Here is a 17,791-nt window from a genome sequence, read left to right as displayed (position 1 = left end):
CTATGGAATGCTGATAACGCAGGGCTCACGTGCTGGCGGCGACTCCGACCGACACCCAGATGGTAATTCGCTCAGGGGTGATGCCTAGCGCCGCTCCAAGCGCTTTCGATGTCCGTGAGATGGGTATTTTGTCGGCGGCTTTGAGGGCGATGATGGCGGCGTCGTAGGCCAGTTCTCCTGCGACGCCTCGGGGGTCGATGAGGTACAGGCGGTCGCCGGTGAGGATGTTCCATGGTGAGGTGTCGCCGTGGCAGAGGGCGGGTACGTGGTCGTGGGCGAGTTCGTCCAGGAGGGCGAGGGCCTGGAGGCGCTCAGACAGCGGTGCGACGCTGCGGCCTCGGGGTAGGTCGTTGAGGTGATCGTCGGTGAGGCGGTCACGGAGCCAGTCGAAGAGGCTGGGCAGGTCGGCGGCTGGTGTTGGCTGGCCGGCGAGGGGTCGAAGCATTCCGACGATGGCGTCAAGCGTTGGCGGCTCGGTGAGATCGCCGAGTGGGACGCCCGGGGTGATGCGATCCATGACGGTCCACACGCCGGTGTCGGTGGTGCGGACCTGGTGGAGGCGCGGAGACACGTCGAGTTCGGCGAGGGCTGGGCTAACCGCTGCTTGGTGTACTCCGTCGGGGTCCGGCGTGGATCGGAACACGAGGGTGCCGGTCGGGGTGTTGGCGCTGACGACCAGGCCGTAGCGGGCGGGCATGACCTGCGGGTGGGTCGCGTGGTGTTCGGTCAGTAGCTCGTGCAGCTCGTTGACGACTACGGCGGACCATGCGGGACCGGCGGTTGGCCAGCGGCGGTGAACCTGCTGTCGGACGTCTTCCGGTACGGCGAGATGGGCGAGTTCGGTCATGGCATCGTCCGATCCTCGGTGCCGGTGTCCGGGCAGAGTGCCTCGGCGAGTTCGCGCATGTCGGTGACCGTGGTGGTGGCGCCGGCATCGGTGAGGCGGGCAGCTTTGCCGTGTTTGTTGGCGTAGCCGATGCTGGCAGATCCTGCGGCTCGGGCTGCCTCGATGTCGGTGACGGAGTCGCCGATCAGGACGCAGGTCGTGGCTGAGACCTGGTGCCGTCGTGCGGCTTCTTGTAGCGGCCATGGGTTGGGTTTCATGCGTTCGGGTGCGGCGTGCGGCCGGCCGATGACCTCGGCAACGTAGCCGGTGAGCTGGTGTTTGCTGAGGTAGGCGCGGACGGCGGCGGCTGAGTTGTTGCTGACCATGACGACGGGGCGACCGGCGCGGTGGGCGGCGGAGAGCATGTCTCGACATCCGGGGGTCGGCTCGGCAGTGCGGGCGGCTTCGACCTCGGCGGCGGTCACTAGGGCTTCGATGGTGTCGGCCTGGTCGCGGTGCTGACGGATGAGTTCGGCGCCGAGTTCGGGCGGTCCGTACTGGTCGACGTCGTCGGGTAGTGGGACACCGGCCGCGGCGAGTTGGGCGGCGAGTCGATCCGCGACGACCCGGGCCGGGGTGCCGGCGAACAGGTGGGCGGTCGGTCCGTCGAAGTCGAGCAGGATCAGGCGGGTGGCGGCGAAGATCTGGGCGGGGGTCATAGCGGGTATTCCTGGGCGATGGTGTCCCAGCGGGTGTCGAACCACTGTTGTGCCTGTTCGATGAATTCGCGGGAGATCGACGTGTCTCCGTCGGTGTCGGTGAAGTGGAACAGGGTCGAGTCCTTGCCCAGCACGTCGCGGATGACGGTGGGGGTGCCGTCGATGCTTACCCGGTTGTCGATCACCGAGTACAGGCCGAAGAACGCTTCGGCGTGGTTGATGACGTAGAGCTTGAACGACGGCGGCATGTCGTGGGTGCGTACCTCGACGCGGGCGCTGGGTACCAGGCCCATGGCGGCCAGCTCGCGGACTGGTTCGGCGATGCCTTCGACCGACCGGCGGATGATCCGCTCGGCTCGCGCTCGTACAGCGGGGTCGTCCTGGCCAGTCTCTGCGTTGGACGGCAGCATCGTGGGTCGGCTCGCGTCGGTGAGTAGTAGTCGGATCGCGATGGACTGCGGGGCGAGGCGTCCGGCGGGCAGGGTGCGGCCATCGCGGCAGTGCTCGCCGGGGCCACTGCGAACCATAGCCACGCAGAACCATGTGCAAGGCCGTACCCGACAGCACGCCGTGGTCCCGGTGCTTGCTTGTCGACGGCGATGCCGGGGCCGGCCTTCTGCACGGGGCCGGAGGCCGGAGGCGGGGCCCGGCTCAGTGCCGACCATCGCCTTGCGACCTGGGCGATCAGGGCTGCGACGTCCACACCGCCAGATCGCCGCCGGGTCGGCTCACGATAAGCATTCCGCTCGGCCCGGTTGCGGTCCAGGCCTCGTAGTCGGAGTCCGGGGCGACCGCGAGTCTGTGGCCGTCATCGAACACGATTCGCAGCCCGCCGGACTTGGACGCCACCGCGGACAAGACCGTGGCATTGAACAGGGCAAGGCCTGCCGCGACATCCTGACACTCGGGCTTCAATCGCGCCGTCTCCGACCTTGCTGCGGTGGCGGCCCAACCCAACGTCATCGTGCTACTGATGCGCACGGCGCCCTGGTCATCGAAGGTGAGGCCGAATGCCCAATCGGCTTCGACCTTGGTGACGGCAAATCCCCGGAATGGCAACACCCAGCGGTCGGCATGTTCGACCAAGGCAGGTCTCGCAGCGCACATCGTCCTTCGCCCTCCAGGCGAAACGCTCACGTCGGCGAAGTAACAACGGACAGTCTGGTGCGGTGCTCCACGCCGCTGTCTCGCGACCTGCCCTTCCGCCGGTGGCGGTGTTCATGGCTTCCGTTGCGGTGCGCGCCCGGCCGTCACCGTACCGCGATTCCGTCGACCGCGGGCGGCAGCGTTGATGGCGGTCCGGACGCCGATGGCCGCGAGCACACCTGCCATCGGCCACAGCCGTCCGCCGTCGACCCAGCGGTAGACGACCCAGCCAGTGCTCGCCACGGTCAGGCCGATGCCGGCCAGAACCAGCACGTCCCAGCCGTCACGGATCCGCCACCGGGGGAGCCGACGCCAGCGCATGAGCAAACGGTAGCGACCCGCCACGCGGTACGGCCTCGTCCGATCGTCCTCCGTGGACGGTCGTCACGACGGTCGACCGGTGGAGGCCACCCGCTCCGGCTCATGCCACCCAGGCGGATGGTGTCGGCTGCCGCGGCCCGCGGAGCCGAGGGGCAGCGTCGAGTCCGAACTGCTCGGTGATGTGTTCCGCGGGTCGCTGGTCTCGGCGTTCCTCGACCGATCCGCCGCCCCGGGCGACCCCGGCGGACGGTCGCTGGCCGACGGGTGGCTCGCTGCGACCGGATCGGCCCGGGGCGGGCGCGGGAGCCGGCGGACGGTTGAATGGACGGAATGACGACTCCTGAGCGCTGGGTACCACCAGCCAGCCGCGATCTGATCCAGCAGGGCAGCCGGCGGCTGCGGTACTGCGTGTACGGGCCGGAGGACGGGATACCGGTCGTGTCGTCGAACCCGACGCCGCACACCCGGTGGGAGCGCCCGGACGTGGTGGACGCGTACCAGCGGGCCGGGCTCCGGGCGCTGTCGTACGACCGTCCCGGCTACGGCGGGTCGTCCCGGCAGCCCGGCCGTACCGTGGCCGACGCGGCGGCGGATGTCGTGGCGCTGGCTGGCGCGATGGGCTGGGAGCGCTTCGCGGTGACCGGTTTCTCGGGCGGTGCGGCGCACGCGCTCGCCTGCGCCGCGCTGCTGCCGGACCGGGTGACCCGGTGCGCCGTGGTGGCGGGTACGGCGCCCTTCGGCGCTCCGGGGCTGGACTTCTTCGCCGGCATGTCCGACGACAACGCCGACGGGTTCCGGCTGGCCACCCGGGGCGCGGGGGAGTTCGGCCGGCGTACCCGCCGGGTCGCCACCCAGGTGCTCGCCGACCTGGACGCTGGCTCGCCGGACGCCGGCCGGCTGGCGCGAATGCGGGCCATGCTGCTGGATGGCCAGCAGGGCTGGGCCGACGACATGGTCGCCCTGGTGCGCCCGTGGGGCTTCGACGTGCGAGACGTCGCCCGGCCGGTCGGGGTCTGGTTCAGCCCCGACGACGTCAACAGCCCACCCGGCCACGGCGCGTGGCTGCTGACCCACCTCTCGAACGCCGAGGGGCACCGGTACGCCGGCGGTCACGAACCGGGATCCGACACCACCGAACGGCTGCTGCGCTGGCTGGCGGCCTGATCGACTGCCTCGACGTCGCCGGTGTCGCCGTGCGCCAGCGCGTCGACGAGGTACCCGAGCCTGCCGTCAGGGGCGGTCGACGGCGAACATGGTCTGCTCGGCGTCCCATGCGAAGTAGCGCTCGACGAGCCGCATGCCGAGCGATTCCAGCAGCCGCCGGGAGCGCCCGTTGGCCTCCTGGGTGAGGGCCACGATGCGCGGTGCCTCGGGGAACGTCGCGAAGCCCCAGTCGAGGACCGCGGCGACCGCCTCGCGGGCGTAGCCGCGGCCCCAGTGCGCCCGGGCGAACACGTACCCGATCTCGGGCGCGCCGCCGGCACTCTCCCGGTCGCAGGTCCGGAGGCTGATGAACCCGATCTGCGCGGTGCCGGCGCAGGCGATGAACACGTTGGGGGTGTCGAACGCTCTCTCGATTGAGCGGCGCCGCTCCTCGAGCGGCCGGACGCCGCCGAGGTAGCGCCAGGTCTCGGGGTCACCGCCCATTTCGACCAGGAACGGCACGTCGGAACCGGAGAAGGCGCGCAGCCGCAGCCGGTCGGTGGTCAGCGGCTCCGGCAGCCAGGCGGCATCGGTCATCCCGGGATTCTCGCACCGCCGCCGGGGTAGGGACCGACACGCGATTCGGCCCGCGTGCCGGGAGCGGGCCGTGACCGGCTGGCGTACGGTGCGGCGGTGAGCGTGCAACGGATGCCGGCCGCGGAGGTACCGGTCTCGGTCGAGCTGGTGCGGCGGCTGGTGGCCGAGCAGCGGCCGGACCTGGCCGGACTGGACGTCGCGGTGCTGGCGAACGGGTGGGACAACCTGGTCTGCCGGCTCGGTGACCGGTTGCTGGTGCGGCTGCCGCGCCGGGCGATGGCGGCCGAACTGGTCGCGCACGAGCAGCGTTGGCTGCCCGAACTGGCGCCCCGGTTGCCGCTGCCGGTGCCCGCCCCGGTGTTCGCCGGCCGGCCGGGACACGGCTACCCCTGGCCCTGGAGCATCGTGCCGTACCTGCCGGGCCGGGTCGCGGCGGACACCCCGCCGGTGAGTTCGGCCGCGGCGGTGGCGCTGGGCGGGTTCCTCGCCGCGCTGCACACGCCGGCGCCGCCGGACGCGCCACCGCACGCCTCCCGCGGCATCCCACTCGCCCGGCGCGCGGAGGGGGTCGCCGACCTGCTGGCACGGCTGGACGACCCGTCCCGGCGGGTGGCGGCCGCGGGGTTGTGGCAGGCGGTGCTGGAAGTGCCCGGCTGGCTGGGCCCGCCGCAGTGGCTGCACGGCGACCTGCATCCGGCGAACCTCCTGGTGGAGCGCGGTGCGCTGAGTGCGGTGCTCGACTTCGGTGATCTGACCTCGGGCGATCCGGCCGGAGACCTGTCCGTGGCGTGGATGCTGTTCGACGCCGACCACCGGTCGGTGTTCCGGGCCGCCTACGGGGCGGCCGACGACCACACCTGGCAGCGGGCGCGCGGCTGGGCGCTGGTACTCGGGCTGGTGTTCGTGACGTTCTCGGTGGACAACCCGACGATGGCCGGGATCGGCGAGCGCACCCTGGACGCGGTCCTCGGCTGAGCCACCGACCCGAGTCACCCGGCGGGTGGGTGGTCGGCGCTTCGTGCCTGTCCGGTCTGTGCCGTGCCGTACGATCACCGACAGTGCCGTAGGTCCGAGGTGGGGAGGCTTCGATGCGGGACAAGTCGCTCGGGCTCGCGTACGTTTTGTGGTTCTTCTTCGGTCTGCTGGGGATCCACCAGTTCTACCTCGGCAAGATCGGCCGCGGCCTCCTCTACCTGCTGACCGGGGGCGTGCTGGGGATCGGCTGGTTGATCGACCTGTTCACGCTGCCGTCCCAGACCCGGCGGGTGAACTCGGAGCGCCGGGTCGGGCTGTGAGCTGATCGCGGGCCGGCCGGGGTGACGCTCGGCGACGGCGCATGATGGCCGGCATGACCATCCGACCGTCTGCTCTGGCCGGTCTACCGGACCGGTACCTCCCGCTGTACGACGCGGCGATCGAGGTGTTCGCCGCCGACGAGGGGTTCGCGCTCAGCCGCTGAGCTGTCGGTGCGGCGGCCGGCCCGCGGTCGTGTCCACAGTGGATGGTATCAGCGCTTGCGCAGCCGGAGGCTGGTCCAGCTGGCGTCCGCGGTCCAGCCGCCGTCGACCGGCAGGGCGACCCCGTTGACGAACCCGGACCGCTCCGGGTCGGCCAGGAAGGCCACCGCGGTCGCGATGTCGCCGGGCGCGGCGAACCGCCCCATCGGCACCCGCTGCTGGATGTCGTCGTCGGTGTACCCACCGGAGGCCTGGTCGGCGGCGTCCATCTCGGTCTTCACCCAGCCCGGGCAGACCGCGTTGACCCGCACGCCGCGGCCGCCCCACTCCGCCGCGAGGGTACGGGTCAGGCCGATCAGGCCGTGCTTGGAGGTGTTGTAGGCCGCACGGTCGGACACCGCGTGCAGCCCGGCGATCGAGGCGATGTTGACGATCGCGCCGGAGCCGGCCGTGAGCATCCGCCGGCCGAACGTCTGGCAGGTCAGGAACGGGCCGGTCAGGTTGACCTCCAGCACCCGCCGCCACTGCGCCACGCTGGTCGTCTCGGCCGGTTCCAGCAGCGAGATGCCGGCGTTGTTGACCAGCACGTCGACCCGCCCGTACCGGTCGGCGACCGCGTCGGCCAGCCGGGTCACCGACCGCTCCTCGGCGATGTCGCCGGTCACCGCGATCGCCTCCACACCGTGCCGGAGCACCGCGGCGAGGGTCTCGTTCGGCTCGCGCAGGTCGGTCAGTGCGAGCGCGTAGCCCTCGCTGGCCAGCTGCTCGCCGATCTGCCGGCCGATCCCTTGCGCCGCACCGGTCACGACCGCTACCCGAGGTCCGCTCATGCGGCCGACCCTACCGCCACCGTCGCCCGGGCCGCGCCGAATGGGTACCGACCCGGACGAACCGTGCGGCGCCAGCGCTGAACTTGACCGGCGACGGTACGGCTGGCGAGGATGATCGCGCCGCCCCGTGCGGCATCGTTCCGGGTTCCGGACCTTACCCCGCTTCGGGCGCCGCCTGGGGAGCGCCTGTCAACTCCACAGCGAGAGGGCTGATGACTCGCAGAATCCGCTGGGTACCCCGCGCGGTACTCGCAGTGTCGGCGGCGGCGCTCGCCGCCGGTGCACCGGCCGCGGCGTTCGCCACCGCGCCGGGTGACAACGGCACGGTGAAGATCCATGCCGCCGGCACCCCCGTCGACGACCACCGCAACCAGCCGCACGTGTGCGTGTTCTACCTGGACGCGTTCGGGTTCGACACCGCGCAGTCGGTCAGCTGGCACATCGACCAGCACGCGCCGACCGGGCACGACGCGAACGTCGAGACCGGCACCATCACGCTCGCCGACGGCACCGGCCACACCGACGACCTCCGGCTGCCGGACGGTCACTACAAGCTGTACTGGAACTTCGCCGGTGAGCACGGCAAGGCGAAGCACAAGGTGTTCTGGGTCGACTGTGCCGGAGCGTCCCCGTCGCCCAGCACCCCGGGCGGCGGCTCGTCCCCGAGTACCGGTTCGTCGCCGAGCGTGGCGCCGAGCAGCAACGGCCCGGCCCCCAGCGGCTCGCCCAGCGCGAGCCAGCCGGCGGGCGGCGTCGGTGCCGGTTCGCCGTCGGTGTCACCGAGCCAGGCCGGCAGCTCGTTGCCGGTGACCGGCGCACCGCTCGGCGTGCTCGCTGGCGTGGCGGCGGCGATGATCGCGGCCGGCATCCTGCTGCGTACCCGGATCACCCGGCTGTTCCACCGGCACTGATCGGCGGCGGCCACGGCGCCGGCCCTGATCCGGAGCCGGGGCCGTGGGCGCCGATCCGGCCGTCCGGAGCGGTCCACGGGCCCCGTCCCACCGTCCCTGTCGGGGCGGCGGACGGGGCCCGTGGCGTCAGGGCATCCGCTCGTAGGCCGGCAGGGTCAGGAAGTCGACGAAGTCGTCGGCGAGCGCCACCTCGACGAACAGTTCGCGGGCGGCGTCGAAGGCGGCAGCGTCGTACGCCTCGCCGTAGCCGGACCGGATCCGTTCCAGCTGTTCGGTCACGATCTGCTCCACCAGCGCGCGGGTGACCTTCTCGCCGCCGGCCAGCGTCACGTCGTTGTGCAGCCACTGCCACACCTGGGACCGGGAGATCTCGGCGGTCGCGGCGTCCTCCATCAGGTTGTCGATGGCCACCGCGCCCGAGCCCCGCAGCCAGGCCGCGAGGTAGCGCAGCCCGACGCCGACGGCGTTGCGCAACCCGTCGAGCGTCTTGTCGCCGGGGGTGGCCGCCACGTTCAGCAACTGCGCCGGGATCACCGACACCTCGTCGCGGGTGCGGCCGAGCTGGTTGGGCGCCGCGCCCAGCACCCCGTCGAACACCTCCCGGCAGACCGGTACCAGGTCGGGGTGCGCGACCCAGGAACCGTCGAACCCGTCGCCGGCCTCCCAGGTCTTGTCGTCGCGCACCTTCGCCAGCGCCGTCTCGTTGACCGCCGGGTCCCGCCGGCTCGGGATGAACGCGGCCATCCCCCCGATCGCGTGCGCGCCGTGCCGGTGGCAGGTGCTCACCAGCAGCTCGGTGTAGGCGCGCATGAACGGCGCTGTCATCGTCACCGCGTTGCGGTCCGGCAACAGGAAGTCGGCACCCCGGCTGCGGAACTTCTTGATGATGCTGAACAGGTAGTCCCACCGGCCGGCGTTCAGACCAGCCGAGTGTTCGCGCAGCTCGTACAGGATTTCCGGCATGCAGAACGCGGCCGGGACGGTCTCGATCAGCACCGTGGCCCGGATCGTCCCGGTGTCGAGGCCGAGGGTGGCTTCGGCGTGCGTGAACACGTCGTTCCACAGCCGCGCCTCGAGGTGGCTCTCCATCTTCGGCAGGTAGTAGTAGGGCCCGAGGCCGCGATCGAGTTGCAGCCGGCCGCAGTTCACCAGGTAGAGCGCGAAGTCGAACAGGCTGCCCGAGACCCGCTCGCCGTCCACCGTGACGTGCTTCTCCGGCAGGTGCCAGCCGCGCGGCCGCACCACGATCGTCGGCTGCTGCTCGCCCAGCTCGTACCGCTTGCCGTTCGGCGCGGTGAAGCTCAACGTCCCGGTGAGCGCGTCGCGCAGGTTGAGCTGCCCGCCGACCATGTTCTCCCACAGCGGGGTGTTGGCGTCCTCGAAGTCGGCCAGCCACACCTTCGCGCCGGAGTTCAGCGCGTTGATGGTCATCTTGGCGTCGGTCGGGCCGGTGATCTCGACCCGCCGGTCGACCAGCCCCGGCGCGGGCGGCGCGACCTGCCAGTCGCCGCCGCGGACCTGCGCCGCCTCGGCGGGGAACTCCAGCGTGCCGCCGGCGTGCAACCGCTGCTGCTGCTCGAACCGGGCCGCGAGCAGCTCGTGCCGGCGCCGGTCGAACCGTCGGTGCAGGTCGGCCACCAGCGCCAGCGCGGCGGGGCTGAGCACCTGCTCGTACCGGTCGTGGACGGGGCCGGTGACCGCGACCCCGTCGGGCGTCGTCAGCGTCGTCATGTCGACCTCGCATTTCGTGATGTGGAATCTGCTTTCCTGATATGAAATACTCGCCTCAACGTACCGAACCGGCGACGGCCGGGCAACCGGAAGGGCGACGCCGATGACCTCGTACGACACCCAGCATCGGGGCTCCGGCGGTGCCACAGGGCGCTCCGGCGCCCAATCCGTCGACCGCACCCTGCAACTGCTCGACGCGATCGGCGCCGCGGACCGGCCGTGCACGCTGTCCGAGCTGGCCGCCGCCACCGGCCTCGCGGCACCCACCGCGCACCGACTCGTCGCCAGCCTGGTCCGCTTCGGCTACGTGCGGCAGGAACCCTCCCGGCGGTACACGCTGGGCCCCCGGCTGGTGGTCCTCGGCGAGCGCGCCACCCGGTTGCTCGGCGGCTGGGCCCAGCCGTGGCTGGTCGAGCTGCGCGACCTGACCGGTGAGACCACCAACCTCGCGATGCTCGACGGCGACGAAATGGTCTACCTGACGCAGGCGGCCGGGCGGCACCAGATGCGCATGTTCACCGAACCGGGGCGCCGGGTGCTGCCACACGCCACCGCGGTCGGCAAGGCGCTGCTGGCCCAGCTGCCCGAAGCGGCGGTGCGCGCGCTGCTCTCCCGTACCGGTATGCCGGCGTACACGCCGGCCACGCTCACCGACCCGGACCAACTGCTCGCCCAGCTGGCGTCGGTGCGGCGACGCGGATACGCCGTCGACGACGAGGAACAGGAGACCGGCGTGCGGTGTTTCGCCGTCGCGCTGCCAGGCGCCCTGGACCGGATGGCGATATCGGTGTCCGGACCGCTCGGACGCATCAGCGACGCCGCGATCGCCCGCTTCACTCCGCAACTGCGCCGGCTCGCCGCCGAACTCGGCCACGCATTGGGCTAGCCGCGTTCCGCGACCCGGTTTCGCAACCGGGGCGTTGCAGAATCGACCGCGGTGAATGCCGTTTCGCGGCAAGGAATCGCACCCGGCAGCGATCCGCCGTCGGATCGCGAATGTCGCGAACAGGTGGCGCGTGACGAAAACAAGGTGCACAGTGGACGCATGAGCGAGCGTCAGCGAGCGAATCGTGGGTATCGCGCGACGTGGTGCCGCATGAGCGTTCCGACGCAGGAGGAACGGTCATGAGCGACGAGGAGCCGCGCTTCTACTGGTGCCTGCGGCACCAGCGCGTCGAGGACGACGCGACGAAGTGCCCGGCGCGTTTCCTGCTCGGGCCGTTCGAGTCCCGGCAGGCGGCTGCCGATGCCCTGCAACAGGTGCACGAGCGCAACGAGGAATGGGACGCCGAAGACGCCCGCTGGCGCGGCGAGGCAGACTGATCGGCCGCGCCCCGGCGCATCGTGACAGCACGCATCTCAACGAGTCCCGATGCCCTGCCGCGCGGCGAACATAACCACAACTCAACACGGTCACCACGCCTGACAGGCAACTCGTCACGGACCTTCGCCCCGGCAATTCCGCCGACGCGTGCGGGGGTCCACAGGGGGAGACGGGAACATGGCGACAACGACCCGAAGCACCGCACGTACCGGTGCCCGAAAGTCCACCGGTGCCCGGACCGCGACGACCGGCCGCAAGACGGCGACGGCGCGCACCGGCACCGCCCGCAAGACGGCGACCAAGCGCGCCGCATCGACTCGTACCACGTCGGCGCGCAAGACCACCACGAAGCGTGCCACGCCCGCGAAGCGTGCGACGGCAACCAAGCGTGCGACGGCTACCAAGCGTCCGGCGGCGAAGCGGGCGACCGCAGCCAAGAGGACGGCAACGAAGCGTGCGACGGCTACCAAGCGTCCGGCGGCGAAGCGGGCGACCGCGACCAAGAGGACGGCAACGAAGCGTGCGACGGCAGCGAAACGTCCGGCTACCAAGCGTGCGACCGCGACCAAGCGTCCGGCGGCAACCAAGCGTGCGACGGCGGCGAAGCGTGTGACGGCTACCAAGCGTGCTGCGGCGACGAAGCGTGTGCCGGCTGCGAAGCGTCCGGCGGCGAAGCGGGCGACCGCAGCCAAGAGGACGGCGGCGACGCGGGCGACGGCAGCGAAACGTCCGGCTACCAAGCGTGCGCCGGCTACCAAGCGTGCTACGGCCACGAAGCGGGCCTCCGCAACGAAGCGGGCGACCGTGACCAAGCGCGCTCCGGAAAAGCGGACCACGGCCAAGCGCGCGGCGCCAGCGAGGGCGGCGACCGCCAAGCGCGCGGCGCCAGCGAAGAAGGCGACAGCCAAGCGCACCACGGCCAAGCGCGCGACGCCGGCCAAGGGGGCCACGGCGTCGCGGGCCAGCGCGGCGCGCAAATCGGCGACGCGGCCCAGCGCGGCGCGCAAATCGGCGACGCGGCCCAGCGCGGCGCGCAAGTCGACGCGGACGAGCCCGGCCCGCAAGGCCACCGCGAAGCGTGCCACGGCGACGAAGCGGGCGGCGCCAGCCCCGCGCGGTGCGGTCGCCAAGCGGGCGACCGCCGCCAAGCGCACGACCGTACGGAAGGCCAGCGCGAAACGTGCACCGGCGACGAAGGCGGCATCGCGGAGCACGACGGCGCGCAAGTCGACCCGTGCGACCGCCGCGAAGCGTGCGCCGGCCACCAAGGCGGCCCGTGGCACCGCCGCCCGCCGGACGGCGACCCGCAAGACGGCCGTGCCTCGCACCGCGACCGCACGCAAGGCGACCACCCGGCGCGCGGGCACCGCTCGGACGGCCGCGGCGAAGCGTGCTCCGGTCCGCAAGTCGGCTGCCCAGCGCGCGCCCGTGAGCAGGGCGACGGCGCGCAAGACGACCGCGCGCAAGACGACCGCGCGCAAGGCGCCTGCGCGCAAGGCGGCGGCACGGAGCACCGCGGCGCGCAAGGCGCCTGCGCGGAAGGCGACCGCTCGGAAGGCGACGGCGCGTACGGCGGCCAGCCGTCCCGCGGCGGCGCGACGGTCGACGGCGGCTCGTGGGGCGACCCGGAAGACAGCGGTCGCCACGTCAAGGGCACGGACCGGCACCGCCACGCGGGCGTCGGCCCGCAAGACCGCGGCGAAGCGCGCGCCTGCGGCTCGGTCGGGTGCGGCGCGCAGCTCGATGGCGAAGCGCGCGCCTGCGGCTCGGTCCGGTGCGGCGCGCAGCTCGACGGCGAAGCGGGCGCCGGCGCGCAAGTCCACCGCACGATCGGCCAGCACGCCGCGCCGGGCCGCGAAGCGGGCTCCGGCACGCCGTTCCGCGGTCGGACGGGCGCCGGCCGGCCGACGTACCAGCGTGCGCAAGGCGGTGGCCGCGAGGAAGCCGTCCGCGCGCGGTTCGGCAGCGCGGAAACCGGCGTCCGCGAGCCGTACGGCGTCGGCAACCGGCCGGGCGCGGGCGTCCCGGCGGCGGGTGGCGAAGCGGGCTCCGGCCCGCACCGTCGCGGCTCGTACCGCCCGGCCGGCGGCCAAGCGCTCCACGGTGCGGGGCGAGAGCACCCGCTCGGCAGCCGCCGGTACCGCGGGGACGCGATCGGGCCGTGCGCCGTCCGCCCGGGCCGGTAGTGGGGCTCGGGGCAGGTCGGGCTCCCGCACCGTGCGTCGTACCGGCCGCGCCACCGGCAGCACCCCGCCGCGACAGTCCGGCACCCGGCGGGCGCCGGCGGCCCGCTCGGTGAGCCGGCCGAGCGCCGGTACCGGCCGGCCGGCGACTCGGGTGAGGGCCCGCCCGGGCGGACGCAGTGGCGTCGCCGGCCGGCGGCCCAGGACCGCCGTCGCCCGGCGCGGCTGACCCGGCTGCTGCCGTGGGTCGGAGCACGAGGTCCGACCCACGGCAGGCCCAGCGTGCGCGTCGACCGGGGCCGCGGGGTTCCCGCCGCCGGTGAGCGCCGCCGGGCCCGTTCCTGCCGTGGCGGGTCGTGGCGGTGCGGGCGGCTCCAGCCGGCGGTCCCGTCGCGCGTCCGGCGCGGCGGTCGACGGTCGCGGGCGCGTCCGGGCCGGCGGTTCGATGGTCGGGTATGGGTCCAGGTCGGCGGTCGCGTCGCTGGTCCGGCACTCGGGATCGGCGGCTCCGCGCTGGGCCGCACAGCCCGAATGCCGGATGGCCGGCCGGTCGTGTGCCGAGCCCGGGGGCCGGTAGCCGCCGGCTACCCGGGGGCACCTCACGGACCTTGTCTCGCGCGTGGCCCGCGCCTGGTGTCCCGTGGCCTCTCGCCTTGCGCCCCGCGCTCCTTGCGCCCCGCGTTCCGCGCGCCCCGCGTTCCGCGCGCCCCGCGTTCCGCGCGCCCCGCGTTCCTTGCGCCCCGCGTTCCTTGCGCCCCGCGTTCCTTGCGCCCGCCGGCCGTGCCTGCACGGTGCCCGGCGCCCCGCAGCTACCTCGCGCCCCGCGCCCCGCGCCGCGGGGCCCCGCGCCTCGCGTTCCTCGCGCCCTGCGCCCCGCGCCGCGGGGCCCCGCGCCTCGCGTTCCTCGCGCCCGCGCCCCGCAGCTACCCGGCGCCCCGCAGCTACCTCGCGCCTCTCGCCCCGCACCTGCCTCGCTCCCAGCGGCCCGCGGGTCGTGGCCCGGCCCGGCCGCCGTGCGCCGTGGCCTGGCGGCGTCGCGGGTCGCTGGTGCGGTTGAATGGGTGGCATGGCGTTTGATGCGAGTGTGTTGCCTGACGTGTCCGGCCTGACGGTCGGCGTCCTCGGCGGAACCGGGCCGCAGGGTAGGGGCTTGGCGTACCGGCTGGCGCGGGCCGGGCAGCGAGTGGTGCTGGGGTCGCGGAGCGCCGAGCGTGGCGTGGCGGCGGCGGCGGAGCTGGCGGGGTTGCCGGGTGCGGATGCGGGAGAGGTGACCGGCGGCGACAACGCGGCGGCCGCGGACTGCGACGTGGTGATCGCCGCCCTGCCGTACGAGGGCCATGCCGAGACGCTGACCTCGCTGCGCGGCGTCCTGACCGGTCGGATCCTGGTCGACTGCGTCAACCCGCTCGGGTTCGACCAGCGCGGCCCGTACCCGGTGCCGGTGCCGGAGGGCAGTGCCGCCGAGCAGGCCGCCACGCTGCTGCCGGAGACCCGGGTCACCGCGGCCTTCCATCACGTCAGTGCGGTGCTGCTGACCGACCCGATGGTGGCCACGGTGGACACCGACGTGCTGGTGCTGGGGGACGACCGGGCGGCGGCGGAGACGGTGCAGGCGCTCGCCGGCCGGATCGCGGGGGTGCGGGGCGTGTTCGCCGGCCGGCTGCGCAACGCGGGCCAGATCGAGGCGCTGACCGCGAACCTGATCGCGATCAACCGGCGGTACAAGGCGCACGCCGGCATCCGGATCACCGACGTCTGAGCCGCGCGATGCCGTCCCGGGTGGTCTCGCTGGTGCCGTCGCTGACCGAGTCGGTCGCCGCGACCGCGCCGGAGCTGCTGGCCGGTGCGACCGACTGGTGCACCGAACCGGCTGGGCTGAACGTGCCGCGGGTCGGTGGCAGCAAGTATCCGCGGATCGACGACGTGCTCGCGCTGGCGCCGGATCTGGTGCTGGGCAACCGGGAGGAGAACCGGCGCGCGGACGTCGAGGCGTTGCGTGCCGCCGGGATCGAGGTCTGGGTCTGCTTCCCCCGCACCGTCGCCGCGGCACTGTCCACACTGGACGAGATGATGACGGTACTGGGGGTGCCGCGGCCCGGCTGGCTCGACGCCGCCGACGCTGCCTGGTCGGCGGCGCGTCCGGTGCATCCCGGCCGGGCGCGTGTCGCGGTGGTGCCGGTGTGGCGCCGGCCGTGGATCTGGTTGGGTGCCGACACCTTCGCCGCCGACGTGCTGCGCCGGCTGGGTGTCGAGGTGCCGCAGCTCGGCGCGGACCCGACGCAGCGGTACCCGCGGCTGGACGTGCCGGATGCGGTCGGGCCGGCCGCGCCCGACCTGGTGGTGCTGCCGGACGAGCCGTACCGGTTCACCGCGGTCGACGGCCCCGAGGCGTTCGGTGAGCTGCCGGCGGCGCTGGTTTCCGGCCGTCACCTGACCTGGTACGGTCCGTCCCTCGCCGAGGCACCCGGGGTCCTCGGCGAGGCACTGTCGCGCGCCTGACCCGTCGGGCCCGCCGCGGCCGGGCCGACGGGCGCCTGGCCGGACCCCCGGCGCTGCCGCCGGCCGGGAGGTCGGTGCCGCCGCGGCCCGACACGAGTGCTGCCGCCGGCCGGACGTGGTCGGCGGCAGCGGGGGAGCCGTCAGGCCAGCGCGGCGAAGAACCGCCGTACGTCGCCGACCAGCACGTCGGTGGCCTCGTGCGCGGCGTAGTGGCCGCGGGCGTCGCGGGGGCCGCCGGCCGGCACGCCGGGGTCGTAGGAGTTCCAGCTGACGATGTTGGCGTGGTCGCGTTCGGCGAACCGCCGAATGGACTGGAAGTCGCCGGCGAACATGGCCAGTCCGGTCGGCGTGCTGGTCGGCCCGCTCGGCGGCGTCGCCGCGGAGTGCGCCTCCTCGTAGTAGAACCGGATCGCCGAGGCGGCGGTACCGGTGAGCCAGTGGATCGCGACGTTGCCGACGACGAAGTCGGCGTCGAGGCTCTCCCCGAACAGCTGCGCGAGCCAGCCGAGCAGCCCGACCGGCGAGTCGGCCAGCGCGTACGCCAGGGTCTGCGGCTGCTGGCTGTGCAGCAGGTTGAACGACATCATCGTGTCGGAGAACCACTGCAGGTGGCCCAGGGCCGCCTGGTCGGCCGCGCTGAGGTCGGTGAACTCGGCCGGGTCGCCGGACGGGAACGAGAACAGCTGGGTGACGTGCACGCCGACCACCGAGTCCGGGTCGAGCCGACCGATCTCCGGCGAGATCATCGATCCGGCGTCGTTGCCGAGGGCGCCGTAGCGCTGGTAGCCGAGGCGGTGCATCAGCTCGACCCAGGCGGCGGCGGTGCGGTACCGGTCCCAGCCGGTGCCGCGTGTCGGTCCGCTGAAGCCGAACCCCGGCAGTGACGGGATGACCAGGTGGAACGCCGGGTCCTCGGGACTGGCCGGCGCGGTCAGCGGCTCGATCACGTCGAGGTATTCGAGGATGCTGCCGGGCCAGCCGTGCGTGAGGACCAGCGGTGTCGCGTCGGCCCGCGCGGACCGCACGTGCAGGAAGTGAATGTCCTCACCGTCGATCTCGGTGACGAACTGCGGGTACGAGTTGAGCCGCGCCTCCAGCGTCCGCCAGTCGAACGTGTCCCGCCAGTGCTCGGCGAGGGCGCGGACCCGGGAGCTTTCCACCCCGTACGCGGCGGTGGTGCCGGGCTGCTCGGCGGGCCAGACGGTGCGGTCGAGCCGGGCGGCCAGCTCGTCGAGCGCGGTCTGCGGGATCTCGACCCGGTACGGGCGGACGGCGGTGCTCGGCATGGCTGCTCCTCAGTGGAACGGAATGCTTCGTTCCCTCGACTGTAACAGAGCGGAATGATCCGTTCCAGTGATAGCGTCGAGATCATGACGACTGACACGACACCCGGCCCCGGCCGACGCGGGCAGGCCGCACGCAACGACGCCGTCATCCTCGACGCGGCGCGCGAGGTCTTCCTGGCCGACCCGAAGGCGCCGGTCTCCGCGGTGGCGAAGCGCGCCGAGGTCGGCATCTCCGCGCTGTACCGCCGCTATCCGAGCAAGGACGACCTGCTGCGGACGCTCTGCGAGAACGGGCTGCGCACCTACCTCGCCGAGGCCGAGGCGGCGCTCGCCGAACCGGATGCCTGGGCCGCCCTGACCGGTTTCCTGACCCGCGTCGTCGACGCCGACGTGCACTCCCTGACGGTGCGACTGGCGGGCCGGTTCACCCCGACCGAACAGCTCGGCGCCGACGCCCGGCGTGCCGGGGAACTGGCCGGCCGGCTCGTCGACCGGGCCCGCCGGGACGGCCGGCTGCGTCCGGACGTGGTGGCCCAGGACCTCGGGCTGGTATTGGAGGGCTGCGCGGCGATCCGGCTGCCCGACCCGGACCGTACCGGCCAGCTGCGCCGCCGCTACCTCGGCCTGCTGCTGGCCGGTCTGGCCGCGGACACGACCGACCGGCTGCCCGGCCCACCGCCGAACCCGGACGAGCTGAACTGGCGCTGGCGCCGCTGACCGCCGGCCGCCGGCCGGTGGGACGGCGGGCCGACGGTGCGACGGCGGGCCGATGGGACGATGGGCCGGCCGTGGGACGGCGGGCCGGCCGTGGGACGGCG

19 protein-coding genes are annotated in these 17,791 nt (G+C 73.3%); 10 read left to right on the top strand and 9 right to left on the bottom strand.

Going from position 1 to position 17,791, the window contains the following annotated elements; all coding sequences use genetic code 11:
* Nucleotides 1-25: 25 nt before the first annotated feature.
* The 5 genes from Athai_RS18200 to Athai_RS18180 all read right to left on the bottom strand — a co-directional run bounded on the left by Athai_RS18200 (nt 26) and on the right by Athai_RS18180 (nt 2,964).
* Nucleotides 26-847: a phosphotransferase gene (locus tag Athai_RS18200; RefSeq protein ID WP_203962588.1), complete on the bottom strand. Its 822-nt coding sequence runs from the start codon at nt 845-847 to the stop codon at nt 26-28.
* Nucleotides 844-1,545 (bottom strand): HAD family hydrolase, encoded by a 702-nt coding sequence (locus Athai_RS18195; protein ID WP_203962587.1) that lies wholly within the window; start codon nt 1,543-1,545, stop codon nt 844-846. Before Athai_RS18195 ends, Athai_RS18200 begins: the two co-directional genes overlap by 4 nt.
* Complete coding sequence (locus Athai_RS18190; RefSeq protein WP_203962586.1) at nt 1,542-1,955, bottom strand: hypothetical protein; 414 nt, start codon at nt 1,953-1,955, stop codon at nt 1,542-1,544. The genes Athai_RS18195 and Athai_RS18190 overlap by 4 nt, the downstream gene beginning before the upstream one ends.
* A gap of 274 nt (nt 1,956-2,229) precedes the next feature.
* Entirely contained in the window at nt 2,230-2,631 is a 402-nt protein-coding gene (locus tag Athai_RS18185) for a DUF6188 family protein (RefSeq protein WP_203962585.1), read from the bottom strand.
* Between the two features lie 132 nt (nt 2,632-2,763).
* Entirely contained in the window at nt 2,764-2,964 is a 201-nt protein-coding gene (locus tag Athai_RS18180; protein WP_203962584.1) for a hypothetical protein, read from the bottom strand.
* Nucleotides 2,965-3,342: 378 nt separating this feature from the next.
* Between Athai_RS18180 and Athai_RS18175 the strand changes: the two genes are divergently transcribed.
* The gene (locus Athai_RS18175) at nt 3,343-4,176 is read left to right on the top strand and encodes an alpha/beta fold hydrolase (RefSeq protein ID WP_203962583.1); all 834 of its coding nucleotides are present in this window, start codon (nt 3,343-3,345) and stop codon (nt 4,174-4,176) included.
* 66 nt (nt 4,177-4,242) lie between these two features.
* On the opposite strand, the gene Athai_RS18170 is transcribed toward Athai_RS18175, so the two are convergent.
* Entirely contained in the window at nt 4,243-4,752 is a 510-nt protein-coding gene (locus Athai_RS18170) for a GNAT family N-acetyltransferase (protein WP_203962582.1), read from the bottom strand.
* 96 nt (nt 4,753-4,848) lie between these two features.
* On the opposite strand from Athai_RS18170, the gene Athai_RS18165 reads away from it, so the two are divergent.
* Both Athai_RS18165 and Athai_RS18160 read left to right on the top strand, forming a co-directional pair.
* The gene (locus tag Athai_RS18165) at nt 4,849-5,727 is read left to right on the top strand and encodes an aminoglycoside phosphotransferase family protein (RefSeq protein ID WP_203962581.1); all 879 of its coding nucleotides are present in this window, start codon (nt 4,849-4,851) and stop codon (nt 5,725-5,727) included.
* Between the two features lie 113 nt (nt 5,728-5,840).
* Entirely contained in the window at nt 5,841-6,047 is a 207-nt protein-coding gene (locus Athai_RS18160; RefSeq protein ID WP_203962580.1) for a TM2 domain-containing protein, read from the top strand.
* Between the two features lie 212 nt (nt 6,048-6,259).
* Here Athai_RS18160 and Athai_RS18155 read toward each other — a convergent pair whose 3' ends face one another.
* Nucleotides 6,260-7,039, bottom strand: a complete 780-nt coding sequence (locus Athai_RS18155) for an SDR family NAD(P)-dependent oxidoreductase (RefSeq protein ID WP_203962579.1) — start codon at nt 7,037-7,039, stop codon at nt 6,260-6,262.
* 212 nt (nt 7,040-7,251) lie between these two features.
* Here Athai_RS18155 and Athai_RS18150 point away from each other — a divergent pair, with 212 nt between their 5' ends.
* Nucleotides 7,252-7,950, top strand: a complete 699-nt coding sequence (locus Athai_RS18150; RefSeq protein ID WP_203962578.1) for a hypothetical protein — start codon at nt 7,252-7,254, stop codon at nt 7,948-7,950.
* Between the two features lie 126 nt (nt 7,951-8,076).
* Here Athai_RS18150 and aceB read toward each other — a convergent pair whose 3' ends face one another.
* Entirely contained in the window at nt 8,077-9,681 is a 1,605-nt protein-coding gene (gene aceB / locus Athai_RS18145) for a malate synthase A (protein ID WP_203962577.1), read from the bottom strand.
* Nucleotides 9,682-9,784: 103 nt separating this feature from the next.
* Here aceB and Athai_RS18140 point away from each other — a divergent pair, with 103 nt between their 5' ends.
* From Athai_RS18140 to Athai_RS18120, 5 genes are all read left to right on the top strand, one after another.
* The gene (locus Athai_RS18140; protein ID WP_203962576.1) at nt 9,785-10,567 is read left to right on the top strand and encodes an IclR family transcriptional regulator; all 783 of its coding nucleotides are present in this window, start codon (nt 9,785-9,787) and stop codon (nt 10,565-10,567) included.
* 239 nt (nt 10,568-10,806) lie between these two features.
* The gene (locus Athai_RS18135) at nt 10,807-11,004 is read left to right on the top strand and encodes a hypothetical protein (protein WP_203962575.1); all 198 of its coding nucleotides are present in this window, start codon (nt 10,807-10,809) and stop codon (nt 11,002-11,004) included.
* A gap of 178 nt (nt 11,005-11,182) precedes the next feature.
* A complete protein-coding gene (locus Athai_RS18130; RefSeq protein ID WP_203965898.1) occupies nt 11,183-13,417 on the top strand; it encodes a histone H1-like repetitive region-containing protein in 2,235 nt (744 codons plus the stop codon).
* 837 nt (nt 13,418-14,254) lie between these two features.
* Nucleotides 14,255-14,947, top strand: a complete 693-nt coding sequence (npdG, locus tag Athai_RS18125) for an NADPH-dependent F420 reductase (RefSeq protein WP_203962574.1) — start codon at nt 14,255-14,257, stop codon at nt 14,945-14,947.
* 8 nt (nt 14,948-14,955) lie between these two features.
* On the top strand, nt 14,956-15,687 hold the full coding sequence (locus Athai_RS18120; protein ID WP_203962573.1) for a helical backbone metal receptor: 732 nt from the start codon (nt 14,956-14,958) through the stop codon (nt 15,685-15,687).
* A 140-nt stretch (nt 15,688-15,827) separates the two neighbouring features.
* On the opposite strand, the gene Athai_RS18115 is transcribed toward Athai_RS18120, so the two are convergent.
* A complete protein-coding gene (locus tag Athai_RS18115) occupies nt 15,828-16,973 on the bottom strand; it encodes an epoxide hydrolase family protein (RefSeq protein WP_203962572.1) in 1,146 nt (381 codons plus the stop codon).
* 84 nt (nt 16,974-17,057) lie between these two features.
* Here Athai_RS18115 and Athai_RS18110 point away from each other — a divergent pair, with 84 nt between their 5' ends.
* Nucleotides 17,058-17,690 carry a TetR/AcrR family transcriptional regulator gene (locus tag Athai_RS18110; RefSeq protein WP_203962571.1) on the top strand — a complete coding sequence of 211 codons (633 nt, stop codon included), beginning with the start codon at nt 17,058-17,060 and terminating at the stop codon, nt 17,688-17,690.
* Nucleotides 17,691-17,791 lie beyond the last annotated feature (101 nt).

The organism is Actinocatenispora thailandica, from assembly GCF_016865425.1.
Lineage (GTDB): Bacteria > Actinomycetota > Actinomycetes > Mycobacteriales > Micromonosporaceae > Actinocatenispora > Actinocatenispora thailandica.
The sequence above is the reverse complement of the archived record's forward strand: the minus strand, read 5'-3'. Positions and strand labels throughout refer to the sequence as shown.

Excerpts from the sequence above, each read along its gene's own strand:
- Athai_RS18200 (WP_203962588.1), bottom strand. The coding sequence starts at position 847 with ATGACCGAACTCGCCCATCTCGCCGTACCGGAAGACGTCCGACAGCAG.
- Athai_RS18195 (WP_203962587.1), bottom strand. The coding sequence starts at position 1,545 with ATGACCCCCGCCCAGATCTTCGCCGCCACCCGCCTGATCCTGCTCGAC.
- Athai_RS18190 (WP_203962586.1), bottom strand. The coding sequence starts at position 1,955 with ATGCTGCCGTCCAACGCAGAGACTGGCCAGGACGACCCCGCTGTACGA.
- Athai_RS18175 (WP_203962583.1), top strand. The coding sequence starts at position 3,343 with ATGACGACTCCTGAGCGCTGGGTACCACCAGCCAGCCGCGATCTGATC.
- Athai_RS18170 (WP_203962582.1), bottom strand. The coding sequence starts at position 4,752 with ATGACCGATGCCGCCTGGCTGCCGGAGCCGCTGACCACCGACCGGCTG.
- Athai_RS18160 (WP_203962580.1), top strand. The coding sequence starts at position 5,841 with ATGCGGGACAAGTCGCTCGGGCTCGCGTACGTTTTGTGGTTCTTCTTC.
- Athai_RS18155 (WP_203962579.1), bottom strand. The coding sequence starts at position 7,039 with ATGAGCGGACCTCGGGTAGCGGTCGTGACCGGTGCGGCGCAAGGGATC.
- Athai_RS18150 (WP_203962578.1), top strand. The coding sequence starts at position 7,252 with ATGACTCGCAGAATCCGCTGGGTACCCCGCGCGGTACTCGCAGTGTCG.
- aceB (WP_203962577.1), bottom strand. The coding sequence starts at position 9,681 with ATGACGACGCTGACGACGCCCGACGGGGTCGCGGTCACCGGCCCCGTC.
- Athai_RS18140 (WP_203962576.1), top strand. The coding sequence starts at position 9,785 with ATGACCTCGTACGACACCCAGCATCGGGGCTCCGGCGGTGCCACAGGG.
- Athai_RS18135 (WP_203962575.1), top strand. The coding sequence starts at position 10,807 with ATGAGCGACGAGGAGCCGCGCTTCTACTGGTGCCTGCGGCACCAGCGC.
- Athai_RS18130 (WP_203965898.1), top strand. The coding sequence starts at position 11,183 with ATGGCGACAACGACCCGAAGCACCGCACGTACCGGTGCCCGAAAGTCC.
- npdG (WP_203962574.1), top strand. The coding sequence starts at position 14,255 with ATGGCGTTTGATGCGAGTGTGTTGCCTGACGTGTCCGGCCTGACGGTC.
- Athai_RS18120 (WP_203962573.1), top strand. The coding sequence starts at position 14,956 with ATGCCGTCCCGGGTGGTCTCGCTGGTGCCGTCGCTGACCGAGTCGGTC.
- Athai_RS18115 (WP_203962572.1), bottom strand. The coding sequence starts at position 16,973 with ATGCCGAGCACCGCCGTCCGCCCGTACCGGGTCGAGATCCCGCAGACC.
- Athai_RS18110 (WP_203962571.1), top strand. The coding sequence starts at position 17,058 with ATGACGACTGACACGACACCCGGCCCCGGCCGACGCGGGCAGGCCGCA.